This window comes from Salinibacterium sp. (assembly GCF_031364185.1).
GTDB lineage: Bacteria > Actinomycetota > Actinomycetes > Actinomycetales > Microbacteriaceae > Rhodoglobus.
This window is the reverse complement of the sequence record NZ_JANLVV010000118.1, coordinates 1-4,441: the sequence shown is the minus strand read 5'-3', so window position 1 is coordinate 4,441 and position 4,441 is coordinate 1. Positions and strand designations below refer to the sequence as shown.

At 61.5% G+C, this 4,441-nt stretch carries 5 protein-coding genes; 3 read left to right on the top strand and 2 right to left on the bottom strand.

Annotated elements, in window-relative coordinates; genetic code table 11:
* Together RMN95_RS05365 and RMN95_RS05360 are read left to right on the top strand one after the other, a co-directional pair.
* A partial coding sequence (locus RMN95_RS05365) for a phytanoyl-CoA dioxygenase family protein (RefSeq protein WP_309615918.1) occupies positions 1 to 759 on the top strand: 759 nt, incomplete at its 5' end.
* Positions 760 to 807: 48 nt separating this feature from the next.
* Positions 808 to 1,809, top strand: a complete 1,002-nt coding sequence (locus tag RMN95_RS05360; protein ID WP_309615917.1) for a hypothetical protein — start codon at positions 808 to 810, stop codon at positions 1,807 to 1,809.
* A 378-nt stretch (positions 1,810 to 2,187) separates the two neighbouring features.
* Here the strand turns inward: RMN95_RS05360 and RMN95_RS05355 are convergent, their stop codons facing one another.
* On the bottom strand, positions 2,188 to 3,420 hold the full coding sequence (locus RMN95_RS05355; RefSeq protein ID WP_309615916.1) for a type II toxin-antitoxin system HipA family toxin: 1,233 nt from the start codon (positions 3,418 to 3,420) through the stop codon (positions 2,188 to 2,190).
* A complete protein-coding gene (locus tag RMN95_RS05350; protein WP_309615915.1) occupies positions 3,407 to 3,760 on the bottom strand; it encodes a helix-turn-helix transcriptional regulator in 354 nt (117 codons plus the stop codon). The genes RMN95_RS05355 and RMN95_RS05350 overlap by 14 nt, the downstream gene beginning before the upstream one ends.
* 56 nt (positions 3,761 to 3,816) lie before the next feature.
* Here RMN95_RS05350 and RMN95_RS05345 point away from each other — a divergent pair, with 56 nt between their 5' ends.
* Positions 3,817 to 4,248 carry a Fic family protein gene (locus RMN95_RS05345; protein WP_309615914.1) on the top strand — a complete coding sequence of 144 codons (432 nt, stop codon included), beginning with the start codon at positions 3,817 to 3,819 and terminating at the stop codon, positions 4,246 to 4,248.
* The last annotated feature ends 193 nt before the right edge of the window (positions 4,249 to 4,441 follow it).

Sequence of the window (4,441 nt, the reverse complement as noted above, 5' to 3'; positions counted from 1 at the left end):
GTCCTTCGAGACCGCCTTCGGCAAGACGGTTATTTATACCTAACGGGTCACTTGGATCCTTGGGTGGTTATGTCCTTTCGGGAGTTCTACTTCACCAAAATGGCAGAAACCGGTCTCCTCGATTCGCGACAAGCGCCGATGGAAGGTATTGGCGCGCCGGGTGCAATTGATCGAAGCAAGATACGAGAGATCTTATACGGGGACATCGTGCCGGGTCCGGAATACGAAGCGCTCACGACCCAGCCGGAGATCAGAGATTGGTTTGAATGGTTTTTCGACGAACCTGTGCATCTTCACCGGCGAAAGATAATTCGTCATATCCGACCGGGGGAGGACGGAATTGGAACCGCAACTCAGGCACACTACGACCTCCTTTACTTGCGTGGAGGCAGCGATGACGTTCTTTCCATGTGGATTCCGCTCGGCGATTGCTCAGTGGAAATGGGCGGGCTCACCTACCTGGAAGGAAGCCACCACTGGACGATGGCGGACGAAGATGAGCACGTGATGTACCGACCAGCCGGCTGGATGACGGCCAACCTCCCATCGTTGGCTGACACCCACGACTCCCGCTGGCTGCTGGCGAATTACAAAGCAGGAGATGTGGTTGTCCATTCCTCCTACATCGTTCATGCCGGAACAGACAACGTCGATCCAGGGAATCGACTTCGGCTTTCAACTGATATCCGCTACCAACGAAGTTCCGAAGAGATCGATCAGCGTTGGCAAAAGGATTGGCACGAAAACGATGGCCTTTGATCGCGAGCCGCCTGAACCCCAGTCGACGATGAGTGCCGAGCAAAGCGAATGGCCCGCGAACGAGATCATCGACTCGGAGAGCGTCGACGGCCGAGCCTGCGGCGACGACCGCACTCCGGCTGGAACGCGGTAATCGTGGGAATATCGTGGTCAACGATCCCCTTGCCCGACGCGGCCTCGTCGTCGTGGGCCCATCCGGGGGCGGCGGTCGGTGGGGACGGCACAATATACCTCGGAGCGGCCGATGGATGTGGTGTCCACCGACTCGACGCCATGGGCTCGATTACTACATTGGCCGTTCCCACTACTGAATGCCACGGCATCGCGGTGCATCCAGATGGCGGGTTGTGGATCGCCGACCCGGGCCGGAAGGATACCTTGCACGACGGTGCCCTTCGGGTGTCGACTACCGCGGGCTGCGTCATCCGAGTCAGTTCCCGGGGCCTTCTTGAGAGGAAGTTGACCGCACCGCGACCCGGGTGGATGCCTACGGGCGTGGCCATTGATTCTGATGATGATCGAGTGTGGGTCGCCGATGGGTATGGACTCAACGAGGTACACGCTTTCAGCGCGAACGGCGAGTTGCTCTGGACCTCTGACGGAGAATCGAGCGGTACGCGGTTCTCCACACCCCACGGGATCGTCATCGATCGTCGCGGCTCGGAGCCCCGTTTGCTCATCGCCGACCGGGGAAACCGGAGAATTGTGGCCCTCAGCCTCGACGGCGACTACCTTGACGCGTTCGGAACCGAGGTGCTCACGTCACCATCCGGACTTGCTATCGATGGCGACGTCCTTTGGGTCTCCGAGCTGTTCGGCGCTATCGTCGCCATGAACTCCGACGCACAGCTCATCCGCACCATCGGCGACCCTGCTGAGAAGCTCTCAAATAGTTGGCCCAACACCCGCGAAGGCGACAGCGTCGCGGCACCGTTATTAACACCCGGAGCGTTCCGCAGCCCCCACGGGATCGCGGTCCTTCCCAACGGCAGCGTGATCGTCACGGAGTGGATCATCGGCGGGCGGGCGTCCATCATCTCAGTCGATTGAAGGCGCGCATCCTGACCTGAGGCGCCGTGTATTGCGACAAACTGAAAGCGGCGATCGCCTCACAGGCGGGGCTGACCTTGCTCCGAAGCCTCTTTTGCTCACCAAGGGGGGCTCAACGACGACGTCATTCCGAGCACATCTTGCCCCGAAAGCTTCTGACTCTCGGGGCGATCCGCTATCGTCCAGAGGTCAATAGGCCAGCGCGAAGCGGCCACGTCCCAGGTAGTCGTGTAATTTCCGGCTGGTGAGCGTCGCGTTGTCGACGTGAGCATCGTCGATATGACGTAGCCGCCGTTGGAGTAGCTCTCCAGCCTTCAGAGAAACTTCCTGCTGTATCCGTGAAGTAGATCAATCGAGCAACCGGCTCAAAGCAGGCGCTCAGTAGTCGTGCAGCGCTCCGGGGTTCAGAAACTGGTGACCCCACAAACGCCTCCTGTCATCGACGGTGAGCCTCGCGATGTCGGCCGCTTCTTCCCAACCGTCCGTGATCGCTTCGATGACCCGGTCGATGATCCCGCAGGCCTCAATTCCAGACAGCCCATAGACGCCAGCCGCGGTGAGCAGCACCGCGAAATTGCTGGCCCTCGTGCCCTTGCGATCGTAGGCCATCGCCTGCTCGGAGGTTTCTCCTGAACGGAATCCCGGGGGCAGGTCATATGCGGGTGTGAGCTTGAGAGTCTGGCCGTCCCAGAAAGCTGCGTGGTTTCGTGCGTGGTCGTCTGAGTTCGAGATCGCGATAGAGAACGCGATCCGTCGAAAGAGTTCAGTGGCGTCACCGACCGGGTCGGAGCCGTGCTGGCGCAGCACGTCGAGCACTCCGGGGTACGTGACATAGCGGGCGTACATCTCGTCCTCCCCCGCCATGGTCAGCCCGGATACGGTGTGCTTACGGCGCCCGGCACCCTCACGGTCGAAGCGCTTCACCAGAAGCACGTCGCGCCCATGAGACTGGGTCACGTGAGTTTCTGAGATATCGAGCCCCGCGGCGGCCGCAAGGTGAATCGCTGCGGCCTCAGCCCCGACGACTGAGAATATGACATCGGATATCGAAGCCAGCTTCGCGATCCAATGATTCTCACCATCTTCGATCAAGACTTTCGGCCTGGCGCCGCCCATGGTCGTCCCGTGAAGCAGCGCCGCCTTCAGCGGCTCGCTCAGCGCACGCTTCTGCTGGAGCAGGGATGCCGCTTCGGTGAGTTCGTCAAGAGTCGCCGTGTCCCGGCGAGCTCGGTAGTCAGTGGGTGACGCCTGAAAGTCGAGAGCGCCGAACCGGTTGGATCCGGATGCCAGCATGTATCCGATCTCGGAGATCGCCGAGTCGTCGACGCCAAGCCTCGCCTCGATGACTCGACGCCCCCAGGAATCGGGTGATCCATCCCGGAGCGATCCGGCAAGCGTCAGGCCATCGAGGGGCTCAATCCACCCCGAGCGCAGCGGCACTTCCGGCGCGTAGAGGCTGATCGCGTTCGCCCGAGCTCGGTAGGAGTCGGCGTAATAAAACGACAGACGGCCGTTTCGTTCCTCGACCCCGCCGGCAACTACAGGCTCGTCCGTGCCGGAAAGCCACGTCCAGACGTAGACGACCCTGGGGCGCAGTTCAGAAGGCAGCATCAGGCTCTCCCTCGCTGAGGTGGTAGACCTTCGAGGGTAGGAGTGCGATCTCTCGCTCGCCGTCACGGCGCAGGCGCGAGAGCTCAGCGGGATCGTCGATGCCAAAGAGGGGCACGCCGGTGAGGCGAGCCAGTGTGAATACGGTGCCGATGGCCGTGCCGGGCTTGCCCGCTTCGGAGGCGAGCACTGTCGGTTCGCTGACGCCGGCGCGCGCTGCGAGCTCAGACGCTGTCCATCGGAGGCCTTGGCGTCCGAGTCGGATGCGCTGGCCGAGCACGACGAGCGCCTCCGCCACCACAGGCGGAGGAGAAATCGGCTTCTTCGGCATCATAAACCCCATAACATTGGTCTAGCGGTGCGCTAGATGCACTTTATCGTGTCCATACTGTGCGCGGTATGGCCTTGTACCCGGACTACAGGCAGTCCGTCTTTGCCTCGGCCTTGTCCTCACGACGTCCACGGCGAGCCGACGTCCCCATGCTGGCCCAGGTCGCGATCGCCCGCGTGCAGTTCGAGACCATTCACCCGTTCCCGGATGGCAAGGGCCGCACCGGCCGCGCAATCATCCAGGCAATGCTTCGCCACGGACGAGTGACCACGAACATCGCTGTACCTGTCCCCGTGGGCCTGCTCCACGACGTAAAGGACTACTGCAACGCGGTCACTGCGTATCGTCGCGGTGAGCTTCGACCCATCATCACGGCGTTCACGAGCGCGGCCGGCTATGCAGTCGTCAACGGACGTCAGCTCGTTCGCGACATCGAAACCATCGAGACCGACTGGGAAGGCAGGATGCGCGGACTCCGCTCCGACGCGGCCGCACGATGACGGCGCTCACTGAAATTCCTCAGTTCTGCTCACTGAAATTCCCCACTCCGGGTCGCTTCCGTTCATAGGAACGGGCCTTCCTCGATGCTGATCGTCTTCGACCACGCACCAGCTCGAGAAAGGCCCTGTTCCTATGCTTTCAGAGGAGGACGACGTGGACATCCACGCGCTCAAAAGACAAGGGATGACGATC

Excerpts from the sequence above, each read along its gene's own strand:
- RMN95_RS05360 (WP_309615917.1), top strand. The coding sequence starts at position 808 with ATGGCCCGCGAACGAGATCATCGACTCGGAGAGCGTCGACGGCCGAGC.
- RMN95_RS05355 (WP_309615916.1), bottom strand. The coding sequence starts at position 3,420 with ATGCTGCCTTCTGAACTGCGCCCCAGGGTCGTCTACGTCTGGACGTGG.
- RMN95_RS05350 (WP_309615915.1), bottom strand. The coding sequence starts at position 3,760 with ATGGGGTTTATGATGCCGAAGAAGCCGATTTCTCCTCCGCCTGTGGTG.
- RMN95_RS05345 (WP_309615914.1), top strand. The coding sequence starts at position 3,817 with ATGGCCTTGTACCCGGACTACAGGCAGTCCGTCTTTGCCTCGGCCTTG.